The following is a 16,599-nucleotide window of genomic DNA, read 5'->3' on the forward strand; positions in this document are numbered from 1 at the left end:
ATCGGCACATCTTTCCCCAAAATCTTGTTCGCACCTTGATTTTATGCGGGTTTCAGGGATGTGCCGATTCCTTTTGGTGAAAAATCCAGGCTAGAACTTTTCCGCCAACCCGTTGGAAGAATCCGGCGGTTCAGAAGAACTCGCGGCGATCGGGGAAGACCTCGCTCAGGGTGTCGGCCTCGCCGCCCCGCGGCGGCAGCAGCGCGTCGGGCAGCTGCGCGCGCTCGCGCCAGGCGCTGGGCGACATGAGGAAGGCGGCACGGAACTCGCGGCCCAGGTGCGAGGCGTCGGAAAAGCCGCAGTCCGAGGCGATGGCGGAAATGGTCTTCTGGGTGTGCGTCAGCATCCAGGCCGCCAGGCGCAGGCGGATGCCGCGGGCATAGGCCTGCGGGCTCTGGCCGGTGGCTTCCTTGAAGAGCCGCTCCAGGTGGCGCACGGAGATCCCCAGCCGGCCGGCCAGCTCGCCCAGGCCCAGCGCCCGGCCGACGTGCTGCTCCATGAGCAGCACCGCGCGGCGCACCACCGGATGCGTGGCGGGCTGGGCGCCCGGCGGCAGGGGCTGGGCGGCGTTGGCCCGGCCGGCGTCGTCGACCTGCAGGATGCGCAGCGCCTTCTGCACGATCGAGCGGTCGATGTGCCGGCCCAGGATCTCGGCGGCCACGTCGATCGAGGCGCGCCCGCCCGAGCAGGTGATGCGCCGCCGGTCGAAGACGTACAGCCGGTCGGCGCACACCAGGCCGGGGTCGGTCGCGGGAAAGCGCTCCAGGAAATCCCAGTAATGGAACCAGCTGATGCAGATGCGGTGCCCGGCGAGCACGCCGGCCTGCATCAGGGTGAACACGCCGGTGCACAGGCCCACCAGGGTGACGTCGGCGCGCGCGGCCTGGCGGATGAATTCCAGCAGGCCGGGATTGACGGGCGGGCGCGTCAGCAGGCCGCCGACCACCACCAGATAGTCGAAGCGGGCCGGGTCGCCCAGCGTTTCCGAGGGCACGACCTGGATGCCGCTGCTGGAGCGCACCGGCGTCAGGGTCTCGTCGATCACCTGCCAGGAACAGCGCAGGGGGCGGCTGTGGTCGCCCTCGTCGCCGGCCAGGCGCAGCACGTCGAGCATGCCGGAAAAGGCCGTCAGCGTGAAATGCGGCAGCAGGATGAAGCCGAAGCGCACCGGTCCCTTGTCCATTCGATTCCCACTCCTGCCAGTCGGTTCAAGCGCCATGACGTTTCCATTCTAGTCAGGCGCGCGGCTTGATGGTGTAGTGGGCGCTGCAAGAAACGCCGGCACACCGCACGGCCCATGAAAAACAGGAAGGAGCGCCCCATGCAAATCCCCCCCTCGTCCCACGCCTCGTCCCATGCCTCGTCCCATGCCACATCCCCGGCATCATCCCATGCCCCGTCGCCCGGCGCGGCGCCCGAAGCGGGACCCGCCACGTCGCCGTTCTGCCTGACCGTCTCCTGCCCCAGCCAGGCCGGCCAGGTGGCCGCCATCGTGTCCTTCCTGGACCAGCGCCAGGGCTACATCGACGAATTCACGGTCTTCGACGAGAAAAGCACCCGGCGCTTCTTCGTGCGCTGCGTCTTCCACACTGAAGGCCCGCAGGCGCTGGACTGCGCCTCCCTGAACCGGGACTTCGAGGCGCTGGCGCGGCGCTTTTCCATGCGCTGGGCGATCCACGACCTGTCCCTGCGCCCCAAGGTGCTGATCCTGGTGTCGAAACTGGAACACTGCCTGGCGGACCTGCTGTTCCGCACCCGCATGGGCGAACTGCGCATGGAGATCGCGGCGATCGCCTCCAACCACGACACCCTGCGCGGCCACGCCCAGGCCGCCGGCATCGAATTCCACCACCTGCCGGTCGGCCACGACAACCGCCGGCAGCAGGAGGCCGCAATCCTGGAACTGGCGGACGCGAGCGGCGCCGAGCTGGTCGTCCTCGCCCGCTACATGCAGATCCTGGGCCCGGAAACCAGCAAGGCGCTGGCCGGCCGCGCGATCAACATCCACCATTCCTTCCTGCCCGGCTTCAAGGGCGCGCGGCCCTACCACCAGGCCTACGAGCGCGGCGTCAAGGTGATCGGCGCCACGGCGCACTTCGTCACCGACGATCTGGACGAGGGCCCCATCATCGAGCAGGTGGTCGAGCCCGTGGACCACACCCAGGATCCCGACCAGCTGCTCGCCATCGGCCGCCACCTGGAATGCCAGGCGCTCGCCCGCGCCGTCAAGACCTACACCGAACGGCGCGTGTTCATCAGCGGGCACCGCACCATCGTGCTCTGAGCCCGCGGCGCGCAGACCCCGGGCCGCGCGGCGCGGGGCCCCCATCCCGCGCCGGGTTTCCCGCGAGCCTTCCGGCCGCGCGGACCGGGGCCGGCTACCGGTCCCGGACGATGCCGGTGCCGGGCGCGAACGGCCGGGTCCGGGGCGCCAGGCGCTGGCGCAGCGCCAGCGCGACGTCGCGCAGCACGGTGCGCGGCTGGAACACCGCCATGTCGATGGAATCCAGCGTGTTCTTCACCATCAGGCCCAGCTCGGTATCGCCCTCGATCACCAGGCGGCGGCTGAAGAACAGCGTGTCCGGGTCTTCCCGGCGCTGCAGCAGGCAGTGGAAATCCCAGGCGTCGGCGCGGAAGGTCAGGTCGGGCTCGGCCACGTCGTGCCGCGCCGCCCGGAAGGCGCCGTCGCGCCAGGTGTAGTCGAAGCGCAGCCCCGCATCCGCCACGTGGATGCGCAGCGAGCGGCCTTCCAGCATGTGCAGGGTGTCGGGGTGCAGGTGGCGGGCCAGCACCAGGTTCAGCCCGGTGACGAAGAGCAGCGAGCCCGGATAGCGGGGCAGGCGCCCGAGCACCCGGGCCACGGGTTCGGGGATGCGGTAGGCGGGGGTGGAGGGATTTTGCATGGTCTCGGGCTCGTGGGAGGAAATCGGAAAACGGGAGGCGTCAGGCGGCGCTGCGCGCCTTGACTCCCGGCGTGCGCGCATCCGGGGCCTGCGACACGACGACTTCGCCGGCCAGGACCATGTCCAGGCCGGCGCGGCCATGCCAGTAGCCGTTGCAGGGACCGGCCGGCATCAGCGGCACCAGGCGCCGGTGCGCCTCGTCGGCCGTCTCGCGGCCGTCGAGCACGGCGCGGAAGGCCGTCACGACCTGGTCCATGTGCTGCGACTGGGGGCTCAGGCGCACCACGTCCACGCCCAGGCCGCGCAGCTCGTCGAGCGCGTGGATCAGCGTGTAGACCAGCGCCGACTGGGTCTGGATGCCGTTGATCGTGAGGAAGGCCTGCGATTCCTTGGTTTCGAGCAGCAGGCCGTCCGGGTGGTCCATGCAGACGTACTGGCAGTTGTCCTTGGGGAAATTGCGGTTGCGCGCGGTGAAGCAGCGGGCGGAGAAGGCCAGCGGCATGCGGCCGTAGGCGAAGACCTCGGTCTGCAGGCCGGCGGGCCGGTCCCGCTGCAGCTGCGCCAGGCCGGCGCGGCCCATTTCCAGCGGCATGACCCAGCGGATCGCGCCCTGGCCGGCGATCACGTCCAGGGTGGGCTTGCTGTAGATGTTGAGGAACGGGCCGGCGACGAATGAAGGCCCCCCCGCGGCGCCCGCGGCTTGCCGCCCCCCGAGGGGGCCGTCCCCGCCTTGGGACGGCCCGGCGGCGGGGAGCCTGCCCCTCATCTGCTGCACCGCCCCCATGTCGTTGGCCTCGACGCAGTAGCGTTCGTTCTCGGTGATCTTGCGCAGGGTGTTCAGGTCGTTGCCTGATTCCAGCAGGACCTGGGTGGACAGCACGGGCGTCTTGCCGGCCTCGGCCAGCATGTCGGCGACCTCGATCCAGTCGGGCAGGCGCAGCTCGTGGCGCCGCGAACAGACGGTTTCTCCCAGGTAGACGATGTCCACCGGCCAGTCGCGCACGGCGGCGTAGAACTCCAGGGTGGTGACGCGGGGCCAGTAGTATTGCAGGGGCCCCAGGGCGATTTTCATGACGGTTTCCTTGTGCGCAATGGCGGGGCGGCGGGCGCCTCCGGCGAGGCCGGCCGGGCGCGCGCCCCGCGCGGGATCATTTCCAGGGCCGGTGGTAGGCGCCCAGCGTGTGCTGCTGGCCTTCGGCGACCTTGTTCAGTTCGGCCATCCAGGACGGATGCACCGAGTAGCGGGACGGGCTGCTGCGCGCCTGGTCGATGGCCTGGCGCCAGACCCGGGTGACCTGGGCGGTGTAGGCCGGGCTGCGCTGGCGGCCTTCGATCTTGATCGCCCGCACGCCCATGGCCATCAGCCGCGGCAGCAGTTCCAGGGTGTTGAGGCTGGTGGGTTCTTCCAGCGCGTAGTAGTTTTCGCCCGCCACGTCGAAGCGGCCCTTGCACAGGGTGGGGTAGCCGGCGTTCTCGCCGTCGTCGTAGCGGTCGATCAGCACGCCGTTCAGGCGCGATTCCAGGCCCCGCTCCGTCTGCTGCCAGCGCACGTGCTTGGCCGGCGAACAGACGCCGTGCGTGTTGGGCGATTCGCCCGTGGCGTAGGACGACAGGGCGCAGCGGCCCTCGACCATGACGCACAGGCTGCCGAAGCCGAAGACCTCGATCTCGACCGGGGTGTTTTCGCAGACCTGCTGCACCTGGGCCACCGACAGCACGCGCGGCAGCACGGCGCGCGCCACCCCGAAGCGCTCGTGGTAGAAGCGGATGGCCTCGTAGTTGGTGGCGGAGCCCTGCACCGACAGGTGCAGCCGCAGGCCGGGGTAGCGCTCGCAGGCGTAGGCCATCAGGCCCGGATCGGCCATGATGACGGCGTCCACGCCGGCGCCGGCCGCGCGGTCCACGGCGTCCCGCCACAGCTGCCAGCCGTCGGGCTGCGGATAGGTGTTCAGGGCCAGCAGCACCTTGCGCTTGCGGTCGTGGGCGTAGCGGATGCCCTCGGCGATGGCGGCGGCGTCGAAATTCAGGCCGGCGAAGTTGCGCGCGTTGGTCGCGTCGCGGAACCCCAGGTAGACGCAGTCGGCGCCTTCGTCCACCGCGGCTTTCAGGGCCGGCAGGCTGCCCGCGGGACAGACGAGTTCAAAATCCGACAGGTCGTGACGGGGCACCACGCCGGGACGGTGAGATTCGGGAAGGGCTGACATGGGAGGCGCATCCAGAGGATTCGTGGCGGGGCGAACCGCCGGGCCCCGCTTCGGCAATACCGGGAACTATGCCCTCTCGGGCGGCATCGGACCTTAATCCGGATCAAGAAGCGTGCATCCTGACTTTTGCACAGGGTTTTTGCCGCCAGGTCTTTCGCCGCGGGACATGTTTGCAGCAGGATCTTTTTCTCTTGAACCGCCCCAAGGCAGGAACGACCCCGCCGGACGGGGTAACAGCACCCGGGGCACGGTCTTGGCCCACGCCGGCCGGGGGATCGTGTAAGGTAACGCCACCGACGGCGCGCGCCCATTCCCGGAACCCCCATGGCCCCTCCTCCCGACCTGACCCTCGACGTACGTTCGATGCCCCCGCCCGAGCCGCTGGAACATTGCCTGGAAGCCCTGGCCGATCTGGCCCCGGGCCAGCGCCTGCACATGCTCATCGACCGCGAGCCGTATCCGCTCTACACCATCCTGGACCGCGACGGCTTCCAGCATTGCTGCACCTTCGAGGACACGCACTTCCAGGTCACGATCTGGTACGACGCAAAATAAGACGATGCAGCGCGCCCTGGATTTCGACAAGACGCCCGCGCTGGGCGTGCCCCTGCCCTTTTTCCTGAACGTGCCGCTGTTCGCCCTGCTGGCCGGCCTGCTGGCCGCCTGGGCCGGGCCGCAGGCCTTCGCCTCGCGCTGGAACGGCGCCGCGCTGGCCCTCACCCACCTGTGGACCCTGGGCGTGCTGGGCAGCGCCATGCTGGGCGCCCTGCTGCAGATCCTGGCGGTCGCCTGCAACGTCCCGGTGGGCGCCGCCCGCGCGGTCGCGGGCCTGACGCACGCGCTGCTGACCGCCGGCACGCTGCTGCTGGCGGCGGGTTTCCTGGGCTGGTGGCCGGCCGCCTGGGTCGGCGCCGCCGCCCTGCTCGGCCCGGCCTTCGCGCTGTACCTGGCGGCCGTGGCGCGGGCGCTCTGGCGGCACCGGCGCCAGGTCTACAAGGGCGCCCGGGAAATCCTCGTGCCGGTGCGCGGGGCGCTGATCGCTCTGTCCTGTACGGTGCTGATCGGCCTGGTCCTGGCGCTGTCGCTGGGTCTGGGATGGCCCCTGCCCGACTGGATCGACGCCCACGTGCTGTGGGGTCTGGCCGGCTGGGGCGGCCTGCTGCTGATGGGCATGTCCTTCCAGCTGCTGCCGATCTTCCAGGTGACGGAGCTCTACCCCAAGCCGCTCTCGCGCTGGCTGCCGCTGCTGATCCCCGGCCTGCTGCTGGCCTGGACGGCGCTGGACGCCTCCGCCGGCCTGCCCCGGCTGATGCGGGAAACGGCGGAACTGCTGCTGGTCGGCGCCTACGCGCTGTGGGCCGGCGTCACGCTGCGGCTGCTGTGGACGCGCAAGCGGCCGGCGCCGGAGGCCACGACGCTGTTCTGGTACGCGGGCATGCTCAGCCTGCTGGCCTGCGCGCCGCTCTGGATCTGGATGACGCACGGGCAGTCCCCGCGCGCGGCCGCGGTGCTGGGCGTGATGATGATCGCGGGAGTGCTGGGCTCGGTGGTGAACGGGATGCTGTACAAGATCGTGCCCTTCCTGCTGTGGAAGCACGCCCAGGACGCCATGATCGTGCCCGACCGCGACCCGGCCCAGGCGCGCGTCTACCTCAAGGTCCTGCCCAAGATGGCCGCCTACATCGGCGAGCGCCCAGCCCGCTGGCAATGGGCCGCCCATGTCGCCGTGGTCCTGTGCTGGGCGCTGGCGGCGGCCGGCTGGATGCCGGCGGCGCTGGCGGCCGGCCCGCTGCAGATCGTCTCGGCGGCGGCCCTGGCCTGGAACATCGGCCGCGCGCTGCGGCTCTACCGCAGGACGCTGCGGGCGATGGCGGCGCTGCCGCATCATGCCCCCACGTCGCGGCCCGCAGGCCGCTCAGGATAGACCGCAGGGTTCCCTCAACCGCGGCATCCCCCCACGTCGCGGCCTGCAGGCCGCTCCGATTCGTCAGGCACGTGACAGTCCGCAGGGGACTGTCACGTGTCCTGTCTCATCCCTTATAACTCTTCAGTCCGTTGGGGTCCAGGATGGTGTATTCGCGGCCGCGCACGCGGATCAGGCGGCGGTCGCTCAGGTCGCGCAGGATGCGGGAGAAGTGCTCCGGCGTCAGGTTCAGGCGCGAGGCGACGACGGCCTTGCTGATCTCGATGCGGAAGGGCTGGCCGACCTCGCCGCGCCATTCGCGCAGCAGGTAGGTGATCAGGCGCTGGGCGCCGGTGTGCAGGGTGTAGGCCTCGACGTCGCCCATCAGGCTGTACAGGCGCCGGCTCAGGCCGGCCAGCATCTTGCGCGCCATGCCCGGATTGCGGTCCAGCTGGTCGAACAGCGCGTCGCGCCCCACGTGCAGCAGCAGGGTGTCGCGCAGGGCCTCGGCGGTGACGATATAGTCCTGGCCCATGAACATCAGCGCCTCGCCGAAACCGTCGCCCGGCCCGATCAGGCGCACGACGCGCTCCACCCCCGAATTCGAGACGAACAGCAGCTTCACCTGGCCGTAGACCACCACGTGGAAACCCACGCACGGGTCGCCGCGCCGGAAGATGATGTCCCCGCGCACGGCACTGATCTCGCTGGTGCCCCGGGCGATGGGCTCCAGGTCCTGCGGCGGCAGTTCGTTGAACAGCGGCACCTGCGAAAGCAGGTCGCGCATCCGCGCGTGGCGCGAGCGGTCGTCTCCGCCGCCCCGCGGGCGCCACGGATTGATAGAATCGCCAGTACGATGATCCGCGCCCTCTTTACCTTCCTGGGCTGCGTGGCCCTGGCTCTGGGCGTGCTGGGCATCTTCCTGCCCCTGCTGCCCACCACCCCGTTCCTGCTGCTGGCGGCTTTCTGCTTCCTGCGCGGCTCGGCGCGCATGCATGCCTGGTTGATGTCCCATCGCATCCTCGGTCCGTACATCCGCGACTTTCAGGCGGGGCGCGGCATCCCCTTGCGCAGCAAATGCATTGCCCTGGCCTTGATGTGGCCTTCTCTGGCCCTGTCGGCCTGGTTCATGCCGGTGCCCTGGGCGCGCTGGCTGCTGCTGATCCCGGGCATCGGCGTGACGTTCTATCTGTGGCGCCTGCCCACCCGCCCGGGCGGATGGGCGGGCAACGCGCCGGACGGCCCCGATCGGAGCCGTCCCGAGCCGACCTGCCCTGATCAGATCAACCGGGAATAGGTCGCCACCCGCGGGCGGCGGATGTATTGATCGAACACCATCGCCAGCGCCCGCACGAACACCCGGCCCTTGGGCAGCACCCGCAGTCCGCGCGCGTCCAGTTCCAGCAGGCCGGCGTCCGCGTAGGGGCGCAGGCGGTCCAGCTCATCCGGGAAACAGGACTCGAAGGAGCGGCCGTGATGCGCCTCGAAGGCGGCGAAGTCCAGCGGCATGCTGCACATGATGGTCATGATGACCTCGCGGCGCAGGGCGTCCTCGGGGCTCAGGTCGAGGCCCTTGGCCGTGGGCAGCTCGCCGCGGGCGAGGCAGTCGCGGTAGGCGTTCAGCGAATGGTGGTTCTGGATGTAGGCGTCGCCGATCTTGCCGATGGCCGAAATGCCGAACCCCACCAGGTCGCATTCCGCGCGCGTGGTGTAGCCCTGGAAATTGCGGTGCAGGCTGTGGTTCAGGCGCGCCAGGTTGAGCTCGTCGTCGGGCTTGGCGAAGTGGTCCAGCCCGATGTAGACGTAGCCCGCCGCCAGCAGGCGGCGCACCGACATCAGGAAGATGCCCATGCGCGTGTCGGCGCTGGGCAGGTCTTCGGCGTGGATCAGGCGCTGCGCCTTGAAGCGGTCGGGCAGGTGGGCGTAGTTGTAGAGGGCGATGCGGTCGGGCGAGAGTTCGATCAGCTGGTCCAGGGTGCGGCTGAAGCTGTCCAGGGTCTGCTTGGGCAGGCCGTAGATCAGGTCGGCGTTGATGGACTGGAAGCCGTTGTCCCGGCTGGCCTGCAGGGCCGTGCGCACCATGTCGTAGGGCTGGATGCGGTTGACCGCCGCCTGCACCAGCGGATCGAAGTCCTGGACGCCGAAGCTGGTGCGGTTGAAGCCCAGTCCGGCCAGCATGGCGAGCGAGGCGGGCGTGACGGTGCGCGGGTCGATCTCCACGCCCAGCTCGGCGTCGGGGGTGAAATCGACATGGCGCCGGATGCGGTCCATCAGCGCGGTCAGTTCGGCCGCGCTCAGGAAGGTCGGCGTGCCGCCGCCCAGGTGCAGCTGCACCGCGCGCCTGTGGCGGCCCAGGTGCGGGCCGACCTGGTCCATTTCCTGGTACAGGATGTCCAGGTATTCGGCCGAGCGGCTGTGGTCCTGGGTGATGATCTTGTTGCAGGCGCAGAAATAGCACAGCGATTCGCAGAACGGCAGGTGCACGTAGACCGACAGGGGCGGCGCCTGCTCGGCCGCCGCCCGGCGGTCCAGGTGGGCGATGTAGGCCGACGCCGGGTATTCCTGCCGGAAGCGGTCGGCCGTCGGGTACGAGGTGTAGCGCGGGCCGGACTGGTCGAAGCGGCGGATCAGGGCCTCGGAGATTTCCAGGTCGGGAAAGGCGATGGTCTCCGGATCGGAGGCTGCGACAGGGGATTCGGTGGTCGTCATTGATGATGGATTCCTGCGACAAGGCCGCCCCGGCAACCGGGGACCGGTGTTTCAGGCGGCATTGTTCTACATTTCAACATAGTGTCCCGCAAAAGTGGACAAACCAACTTGACTCAAGTCAAGGGGGCGTCTTCGCGTATCATTGGGGGCTTCCGGACGCGCCCGCCCGGGCCCGGCGCCCGCGTCGGGCACCCCGCCCGGCGGGCGCCTCGGGCCGCCCTTTCCCGATTCCCGTATCATCCCGTCCATGCTCCTGACCCTGATCCTCGCGATCCCGTTTGCCGGCAGCCTGTGCGCCTCGCTGCTGCCGGCGACCGCGCGCCGCGCGGGGGCCTGGCTGGCGGGCGGCAGCGCGCTGGCCTGCCTGGTCCTGACGCTGTGGCTCACGCCCGGGGTCGCGGCCGCGGGCGTCATCAAGCTCAGCCTGCCCTGGATCCCGACTCTGGGGGTGGACCTGACCCTGCGCATGGACGGCTACGCCTGGCTGTTCTCCGTGATCATCTCGGCCATGGGCGCCCTGATCGCCCTGTACGCCCACTACTACCTGTCGGCCCAGGACCCGGTCCCGCGGTTCTTCGCCTTCCTGCTGAGCTTCATGGGCGCCATGCTGGGCGTGGTGCTGGCCGGCAACCTGATCCAGCTGCTGGTGTTCTGGGAACTGACCAGCCTGTCCTCGTTCATGCTGATCGGCTACTGGCACCACCGCATGGACGCGCGCCGCGGCGCGCGCATGGCCCTGCTGGTGACCGGCACCGGCGGCTTCTGCCTGCTCGCCAGCATGCTCATCATCGGCCACATCGTCGGCAGCTACGACCTGGACGCGGTGCTGGCGGCCGCCACGGCGATCCGGGGGCACCGCTGGTATCCGATCCTGCTGGTGCTGCTGGCCGTGGGCGCGCTCACGAAAAGCGCCCAGTTCCCCTTCCATTTCTGGCTGCCCAACGCCATGGCCGCGCCCACCCCGGTGTCGGCCTACCTGCACTCGGCCACCATGGTGAAGGCGGGCGTCTTCCTGCTGGCGCGCTTCTGGCCGATCTTCTCGGGCACCGACTGGTGGACCTGGATCATCGGCGGCGCGGGCCTGTGCTCGCTGCTGCTGGGCGCCTACGCCGCCACCTTCCAGCGCGACATGAAGGGCGTACTGGCCTATTCCACCATCAGCCACCTGGGCCTGATCACGCTGCTGCTGGGCATGAACAGCCGCCTGGCCCTGGTGGCCGCGGTCTTCCACATCATCAACCACGCCACCTTCAAGGCGTCCCTGTTCATGGCGGCCGGGATCGTGGACCATGAAAGCGGCACCCGCGACCTGACCCGCCTGTCCGGCCTGCGCACCCTGATGCCGCTGACCGCGACGCTGGCCATGGTGTCGGCCGCGGCCATGGCGGGCGTGCCCCTGCTCAACGGCTTCATCTCGAAGGAAATGTTCTTCGCCGAAACCGTCTTCGTCACCGGCCACTGGGCCAGCCGCTGGGGCCTGCCGATCGCCGCCGTGGTGGCCGGCGCCTTCAGCGTGGCATATTCGCTGCGCTTCATCCTGCAGGTGTTCTTCGGCCCGCCGGCGGCGGAACTGCCGCGCACGCCGCACGACCCGCCCCGCATGATGCTGATCCCCTGCGCGGTGCTGGTGCTGTTCTGCCTGGCCGTCGGCATCCTGCCCGCGCTGATCCTCGAACCCGTCCTGACGCTGGTCATGCGCGCCCTGCTGGGCGAGCGCACGCCGGTCTACGACCTGCAGCTCTGGCACGGCCTGAACCTGCCCCTGCTGATGAGCCTGGCCGCCATGGTCGCCGGCATCGGCCTGTACCTGGCGCTGCGCAAGCGCGACCGCCGCGCGCCGGGCCAGGTGCCCCTGATCTACCGCCTGGACGGACGCCAGTCCTTCGAGGCCGCCCTGGAAGCCATCGACGCCGGCTCGGCCTGGCTGCTGAGCGGGCTGCAGACCCAGCGCCTGCAGCCCCAGGTGCTGCTGCTGATGCTGGCCGTCGGGGCGGTGGCGCTGCTGCCGCTGCTGCCGGGCGGCTGGTGGCCGCGCACCACCGCCACCACGCCGGCGCAATGGTCCTTCGGCCTGATGTGGCTGGCGGGCGGCGCCTGCGCCCTGGCCGCGGCCTACCAGGCCAAGTACCACCGCGCCGCCTCGCTGATGCTGGCCGGCGCGGCCGGCCTGGTCACCTGCGTCACCTTCGCCTGGCTGTCGGCCCCGGACCTGGCCCTCACCCAGCTCACGGTCGAGGTCGTCACCACCGTGCTGATCCTGCTGGGGCTGCGCTGGCTGCCGCCGCGCATCGAGGAATTCCCCGGCCCCACGCCCCGCGCGACGCGCTGGCGCCGGCGGCGCGACTTCCTCGTGGCCGTGGCCGCGGGCGCCACGATGGCGGTGCTGGCCTACGTCATGATGACGCGGCCCTCGGCGCACGACAGCATCGCCGCCTATTTCGTGCAGCAGGCCTGGCCGCTGGGCGGCGGCGCCAACGTGGTCAACGTGATCCTGGTCGATTTCCGCGCCTTCGACACCTTCGGCGAGATCACCGTGCTCGGGGTCGTGGCCCTGAGCGTCTACGCGCTGCTGCGGCGCTTCCGGCCGCCGGCCGAAACCATCGCCGCGCCGCTGCGCCACCGCGGCGGCGCGCCGGCCGCCTTCGAGGAGCCCGACCTGCACGCGCCCCTGCCCGAAGGCACGATGCGCGTGCCCGCCGTCCTGGTGCGGCTGCTGCTGCCGGTCTCCACCCTGATCTCGCTGTATTTCCTGCTGCGCGGCCACAACCTGCCGGGCGGCGGCTTCATCGGCGGGCTGATCATGGCCACCGGCATCATCCTGCAGTACATGGTGGGCGGCATCCTCTGGGTCGAGGCCCGCCCCCTGATCCGGCCGCAGGCCTGGATCGCCCTGGGCCTGCTGGTGGCCGGCGCCGCCGCCATGGCGGTGTGGTGGGTCGGCAAGCCCCTGCTCGCCGCCCACGCGCTGGACCTGGACCTGCCCCTGGCCGGCCGCCTGCACCTGTCCAGCGTGCTGCTGTTCGACCTGGGCGTGTACATGCTGGTGGTGGGCGCGACGGTCCTGATGATCATCGCCCTGGCGCACCAGTCCCTGCGCTTCTACCGCAAGCTCGCCGAAGCCGCGGACGCCGCCCTGAAGGAGTCCTGACCATGGAATGGATACTGGCGCTGGCGATCGGCGTGCTCGCGGGTTCGGGGGTCTGGCTGCTGCTGCGGCCGCGCACCTTCCAGTTCATCATGGGGCTGGCGCTGCTGGCCTACGCGGTCAACCTGTTCATCTTCGCCATGGGGCGGCTGCGGCTGGACGCCCCGCCGGTCATCGACCCGGCCTGGGCCGAGCCGGCGCGCTACGCCGATCCCCTGCCCCAGGCGCTGGTGCTGACCGCCATCGTCATCGGCTTCGCCACCACGGCGCTGTTCCTGGTGGTGCTGCTGGCCTCGCGCGGGATGAGCGACACCGACCACGTGGACGGCGAGGAACACCGCCGATGAGCCTCTGGCTGCAACACCTGCCGGTCCTGCCGGTCCTGATCCCCCTGCTCGCGGCGGCGCTGATGCTGCTCACCCGCGACGGCCAGCGGCGGCTGCGCGTGACGCTGGGCGCGACCGCGCTCGGCCTGATGGCGCTGAGCGCCCTGATGCTGGTGCGCGCCACTCAGGGCATCGGCGCGCCGCACTGGCCCGGCGGCGTGGGCGTCTACCTGCTGGGCAACTGGCCCGCGCCCTTCGGCATCGTGCTGGTGGCCGACCGCCTGTCCGCGCTGATGCTGGGCCTGACGGCGGTGCTGGGCCTGTGCGCCTGGATCTACGCCACGGCCCGCTGGGACCGGGCGGGCAGCCATTTCCACGCCCTGTTCCTGCTCATCATGATGGGCCTGAACGGCGCCTTCCTGACGGGCGACCTGTTCAATCTCTTCGTCTTCTTCGAGATCCTGCTGACCGCCTCCTACGGCCTGATGCTGCACGGCTCGGGCAAGCGCCGGGTCGGCGCCGCCCTGCACTACATCGCCATCAACCTGATCGCGTCCTTCCTGCTGCTCGTGGCCATCGCGCTGATCTACGGCCTCACCGGCACGCTGAACCTGGCCGACCTGTCGGTGCGCGCGCTGGCGCTGCGCGGCGCGGACCGGCAGCTGTTCGACAGCGCGGCGGCGATCCTGGGGGCCGCCTTCCTGATCAAGGCCGCCGCCTGGCCGCTGAACTTCTGGCTGCCCAACGCCTACGCCGAAGCCAGCGCCCCGGTGGCCGCGCTGTTCGCCATCATGACCAAGGTCGGCATCTACGCCCTGCTGCGCATCGGCTCGCTGCTGCTGCCGGCCGGCGCCCCGGCGGCCTTCGGCGGCGCCTGGATGTTTCCCGCGGGGATCGCCACCCTGGCCTTCGGCACCCTGGGCATGCTCGCCAGCACCCAGGCGCGGCGCATCGCCGCCTACGCCATCATCACCTCCTCAGGCACGCTGTTCGCCGCCCTGGGCATGCCCGGCGCCACCCTCACCGGCCCGGCCCTGTACTACCTGCTCAGCTCGGTCCTGGCGCTGGGCGCCCTGTTCCTGCTGCTGGAGCTGACCGAGCGCAGCCAGTCCTTCGGCGCCGACATGCTGGCCATCACCCAGGAAGCCTTCGAGAGCGACGACCCCGACGCCGCCGACCTGAGCGGCCAGGCGGTGGGCGTGCCGCTGCCGGCCACCATGGCCTTCCTGGGCCTGAGCTTCTTCGCCTGCGCCCTGCTGATCATCGGCCTGCCGCCGCTCTCGGGCTTCGTGGCGAAATTCTCGCTGCTGTCGGCCGCGCTGCGCACCGCCGAATACGGCGCCCCCACCCTCAACGTCTGGCTGCTGGTGGCGGCCGTGCTGACCTCGGGCGTGGCCGGGCTGATCGCCCTGGGCCGCTGCGGGGTGCGCCTGTTCTGGGTGCCCGAGGACCTGCACGTCCCGGCCCTGCGGCTGAACGAGGCCCTCCCCGTCCTGGTGCTGCTGGCGGCCTGCATCCTGCTGACGGCGCAGGCCGGCTCGGTGATGGCCTACCTGGAGGACACCGCCTGGTACCTGGACCAGCCGGGCCGCTACGTCGAAGCGGTGCTGGGCCAGGACCCGCACCTCTTCCCCGCCGCCGGCGACGCCCCGGGAGGCGCGCGATGAAACGCCTGCTGCGCGCCCTGCCGCTGGCCTGCCTGCTGCTGATCCTCTGGCTGGTGCTGAACGACAGCCTGTCGGCGGGCCACCTGATCCTGGGCGCGGTCATCGCTCTGGCGCTCGCGCTGCTGGCCCCGATCCTGCGCCCGGTGCGCGCGCGCCTGTCGCATCCGCTCACCGCCCTGCGCCTGGCCGGGCACGTGGCCGCCGACATCGCCCGCTCCAACCGCGACGTCGGCCTGCTCATCCTGCGCGGCCCCCGGAGCGGCGCCCGGCCGGGGTTCCTGGACATCCCGCTGCGCATCCGCGATCCCCACGGCCTGGCGACGCTGGCCTGCATCGTCACCTTCACCCCGGGCACCGTCTGGGCCGGCCACGATCCCGACAGCAACGTGCTGACCCTGCACGTGCTGGACCTGAGCGATCCCCAGGGCCTGACCCGCATCATCCAGGACCGCTACGAACGCCCCCTGATGGAGATCTTTGAATGAGCGCGACGATACTGTACTGGGCCGGCGGCTTCGCCCTGCTGTGCTTCACCCTGGGACTGGGCTGCGCCGCCATCCGCCTGATCCGGGGCCCCGGGGCGGAGGACCGGGTCCTGGCGCTGGACACCCTCTACATCAACGGCATGCTGATCCTGCTGGTGCTGGGCCTGCGCTTCGAGGCCGGCCTGTACTTCGACGTGGCGCTGCTGATCGCGCTGTTCGGCTTCGTCGGCTCGTCCGCCCTGGCCAAGTTCCTGCTGCGCGGCGAGGTGATCGAGCCATGACCGGACTGCCCCTGTGGGCCGCCGTGCCGGTGGCCCTGCTGCTCGTCCTGGCGGGCATCGTCACCCTGGTCGGATCGCTCGGCCTGCTGCGCCTGCGCAGCTTCCGCGAGCGCATGCACGCCCCGACCATGGGCATGACGATGGGCGCCTTCTGCGTCGCGCTGGCGGCCACCGTGGTCGCCAGCCTGCTGCAGCACCGGCCCATCTTCCACGAATGGCTGATCTGCCTGTTCCTGTTCATGACGGCGCCGGTCACCGCCATCCTGCTGATGCAGAGCGCCCGCCGCCGCCAGCGCGCGCGCCCGGACGAGTCCGAATGATTTTGTCACACTTGCGCTAGGGGAAGCCCGTACACTGAATCAAAGCCCGCGCACGGATCGAGCGGACCTCGAACGGACCGCGCGCGCGACGAAAAGAGTCCCTGTACCGGGCCGGGAACCGCCCGGGATCCTCTCGCAAGGAGTGTCCATCATGCATCGTACCTTCCACACGCCTCTGCGCGCCGCCCTGCTGGCCACCGGCCTGGGCTGCGCCGCCCTGCTCGCCCCCGCCGCGCAGGCCGCGGGCACGCAGGCGCAGAGCCAGTACCAGCAGGACGTGGCGCGCTGTCACAGCACGCCGGGCATCGACGTGCAGGCCTGCCTGAAGGAAGCCGGCGCCGCCGCCCAGGCCGCGCGCCAGGACGCGCTGACCCAGCCCGCGCCGCAGGTGGAATCGCGCAACCGCAGCGAGCGCTGCGACCGCCTGCCCGCCGGCCAGCGCGAGGACTGCATGACCCTGATGAACGACGCCAACGCGCGCACGCAGGGCTCGGTCCAGGGCGGCGGCATGCTGCGCGAAACCACGATCACGATCCCGGCGCCCGCCGGCTCCTGAGCGGGCCCTAGCCTGGACATTTCGTCAGCAAGCCTGGTGAAGTGATTTTCGGGTGGTCAGGCTGCTCCGGCGACGCGGCGGCGGGGATCGGCGGCATGGG

At 70.6% G+C, this 16,599-nt stretch carries 17 protein-coding genes; 11 read left to right on the plus strand and 6 right to left on the minus strand.

The window, feature by feature from the left end; genetic code table 11:
* Positions 1–130: 130 nt before the first annotated feature.
* Entirely contained in the window at positions 131–1,183 is a 1,053-nt protein-coding gene (locus HNR28_RS17690) for a GlxA family transcriptional regulator (protein ID WP_244978348.1), read from the minus strand.
* A 138-nt stretch (positions 1,184–1,321) separates the two neighbouring features.
* Between HNR28_RS17690 and purU the strand changes: the two genes are divergently transcribed.
* Positions 1,322–2,284: a formyltetrahydrofolate deformylase gene (gene purU, locus HNR28_RS17695; protein ID WP_151024976.1), complete on the plus strand. Its 963-nt coding sequence runs from the start codon at positions 1,322–1,324 to the stop codon at positions 2,282–2,284.
* 94 nt (positions 2,285–2,378) lie between these two features.
* On the opposite strand, the gene ubiT is transcribed toward purU, so the two are convergent.
* The 3 genes from ubiT to ubiU all read right to left on the minus strand — a co-directional run bounded on the left by ubiT (position 2,379) and on the right by ubiU (position 5,107).
* On the minus strand, positions 2,379–2,903 hold the full coding sequence (ubiT, locus tag HNR28_RS17700) for a ubiquinone anaerobic biosynthesis accessory factor UbiT (RefSeq protein WP_151024975.1): 525 nt from the start codon (positions 2,901–2,903) through the stop codon (positions 2,379–2,381).
* 40 nt (positions 2,904–2,943) lie between these two features.
* Positions 2,944–3,975, minus strand: coding sequence for a U32 family peptidase (locus tag HNR28_RS17705; protein ID WP_151024974.1), 1,032 nt, complete (start codon positions 3,973–3,975; stop codon positions 2,944–2,946).
* A gap of 76 nt (positions 3,976–4,051) precedes the next feature.
* Positions 4,052–5,107: a ubiquinone anaerobic biosynthesis protein UbiU gene (ubiU, locus tag HNR28_RS17710; RefSeq protein ID WP_151024973.1), complete on the minus strand. Its 1,056-nt coding sequence runs from the start codon at positions 5,105–5,107 to the stop codon at positions 4,052–4,054.
* Positions 5,108–5,431: 324 nt separating this feature from the next.
* Here ubiU and HNR28_RS17715 point away from each other — a divergent pair, with 324 nt between their 5' ends.
* Positions 5,432–5,662, plus strand: a complete 231-nt coding sequence (locus HNR28_RS17715; protein WP_043681692.1) for a DUF2249 domain-containing protein — start codon at positions 5,432–5,434, stop codon at positions 5,660–5,662.
* A gap of 4 nt (positions 5,663–5,666) precedes the next feature.
* The gene (locus HNR28_RS17720) at positions 5,667–7,031 is read left to right on the plus strand and encodes a hypothetical protein (RefSeq protein WP_151024972.1); all 1,365 of its coding nucleotides are present in this window, start codon (positions 5,667–5,669) and stop codon (positions 7,029–7,031) included.
* A 106-nt stretch (positions 7,032–7,137) separates the two neighbouring features.
* On the opposite strand, the gene HNR28_RS17725 is transcribed toward HNR28_RS17720, so the two are convergent.
* A complete protein-coding gene (locus HNR28_RS17725) occupies positions 7,138–7,797 on the minus strand; it encodes a Crp/Fnr family transcriptional regulator (RefSeq protein ID WP_151024971.1) in 660 nt (219 codons plus the stop codon).
* Positions 7,798–7,866: 69 nt separating this feature from the next.
* On the opposite strand from HNR28_RS17725, the gene HNR28_RS17730 reads away from it, so the two are divergent.
* Entirely contained in the window at positions 7,867–8,307 is a 441-nt protein-coding gene (locus tag HNR28_RS17730; RefSeq protein ID WP_151024970.1) for a YbaN family protein, read from the plus strand.
* On the opposite strand, the gene hemN is transcribed toward HNR28_RS17730, so the two are convergent.
* On the minus strand, positions 8,289–9,719 hold the full coding sequence (gene hemN, locus HNR28_RS17735; RefSeq protein ID WP_084330567.1) for an oxygen-independent coproporphyrinogen III oxidase: 1,431 nt from the start codon (positions 9,717–9,719) through the stop codon (positions 8,289–8,291). The genes HNR28_RS17730 and hemN overlap by 19 nt on opposite strands.
* A 247-nt stretch (positions 9,720–9,966) precedes the next feature.
* Here hemN and HNR28_RS17740 point away from each other — a divergent pair, with 247 nt between their 5' ends.
* The 7 genes from HNR28_RS17740 to HNR28_RS17770 all read left to right on the plus strand — a co-directional run bounded on the left by HNR28_RS17740 (position 9,967) and on the right by HNR28_RS17770 (position 16,499).
* Positions 9,967–12,867, plus strand: a complete 2,901-nt coding sequence (locus HNR28_RS17740; protein WP_151024969.1) for a monovalent cation/H+ antiporter subunit A — start codon at positions 9,967–9,969, stop codon at positions 12,865–12,867.
* Positions 12,868–12,869: 2 nt separating this feature from the next.
* Positions 12,870–13,211 carry a Na+/H+ antiporter subunit C gene (locus HNR28_RS17745; protein WP_043681681.1) on the plus strand — a complete coding sequence of 114 codons (342 nt, stop codon included), beginning with the start codon at positions 12,870–12,872 and terminating at the stop codon, positions 13,209–13,211.
* Positions 13,208–14,857, plus strand: a complete 1,650-nt coding sequence (locus HNR28_RS17750; protein ID WP_151024968.1) for a monovalent cation/H+ antiporter subunit D — start codon at positions 13,208–13,210, stop codon at positions 14,855–14,857. Before HNR28_RS17745 ends, HNR28_RS17750 begins: the two co-directional genes overlap by 4 nt.
* The gene (locus HNR28_RS17755; RefSeq protein ID WP_043681678.1) at positions 14,854–15,342 is read left to right on the plus strand and encodes a Na+/H+ antiporter subunit E; all 489 of its coding nucleotides are present in this window, start codon (positions 14,854–14,856) and stop codon (positions 15,340–15,342) included. Before HNR28_RS17750 ends, HNR28_RS17755 begins: the two co-directional genes overlap by 4 nt.
* Positions 15,339–15,623: a K+/H+ antiporter subunit F gene (locus tag HNR28_RS17760; RefSeq protein ID WP_043681675.1), complete on the plus strand. Its 285-nt coding sequence runs from the start codon at positions 15,339–15,341 to the stop codon at positions 15,621–15,623. The genes HNR28_RS17755 and HNR28_RS17760 overlap by 4 nt, the downstream gene beginning before the upstream one ends.
* Complete coding sequence (mnhG, locus tag HNR28_RS17765; protein WP_043681672.1) at positions 15,620–15,943, plus strand: monovalent cation/H(+) antiporter subunit G; 324 nt, start codon at positions 15,620–15,622, stop codon at positions 15,941–15,943. Before HNR28_RS17760 ends, mnhG begins: the two co-directional genes overlap by 4 nt.
* A 151-nt stretch (positions 15,944–16,094) precedes the next feature.
* Positions 16,095–16,499, plus strand: coding sequence for a hypothetical protein (locus tag HNR28_RS17770; RefSeq protein WP_151024967.1), 405 nt, complete (start codon positions 16,095–16,097; stop codon positions 16,497–16,499).
* Positions 16,500–16,599: the final 100 nt, after the last annotated feature.

The sequence above is a fragment of the Castellaniella defragrans genome (assembly GCF_014203015.1).
GTDB lineage: Bacteria > Pseudomonadota > Gammaproteobacteria > Burkholderiales > Burkholderiaceae_B > Castellaniella > Castellaniella defragrans.